At 65.7% G+C, this 540-nt stretch carries 1 protein-coding gene; it reads left to right on the forward strand.

Annotated features, from left to right (window positions below):
- Positions 1–540, forward strand: a 540-nt coding sequence (locus R8871_RS38320) for a condensation domain-containing protein (RefSeq protein WP_246288094.1), incomplete at both ends; no start/stop codon positions are given.

The raw sequence follows: 540 nt of genomic DNA on the forward strand, positions 1-540 counted from the left end.
TCCTGCTGCTGGCCGCGCTCACCCGCACGCTGGCGCAACGCAGCGCACACCCACGCGTGCTGGTGGAGCTCGAAGGCCATGGCCGCGAGGACATCCTCGATGACATCGACCTGACACGCACGGTCGGCTGGTTCACGACACGCTATCCGGTCGTGCTCGAAGCGGATGCCGACGCCAGTCACACCCTGCACACCGTACGCACTGCACTGGGCGAAGTGCCACAACGCGGTCTGCACTGGGGCCTGCTGCAGGCACGCGCATCGCAGGATGAAACGGTCCGCGAGGCACTGGCGGGACTGCCTCAGGCAACGGTAGGTTTCAACTATCTGGGCCAGTTCGACGCAAGCCTGCCGGAGTCGGCGCGCTTCGCGTTCGCAGACGAGCGGGGCGGCGACTCGGTACAGGCGGGCCTCACCGATACGCAGGCAAAAGCGCTACAGCTCGACGCACTGGTAGCCGACGGTGAACTGCAGGTGAGCTGGCGCTACCGCACGAACCGGCTCACACAGGAGGAAGTCGAAACATGCGCAACCAGCTTCA

Origin of the sequence: Paraburkholderia sediminicola, from assembly GCF_902859805.1 — a bacterium.
In the GTDB taxonomy this organism is placed as follows: domain Bacteria; phylum Pseudomonadota; class Gammaproteobacteria; order Burkholderiales; family Burkholderiaceae; genus Paraburkholderia; species Paraburkholderia sediminicola.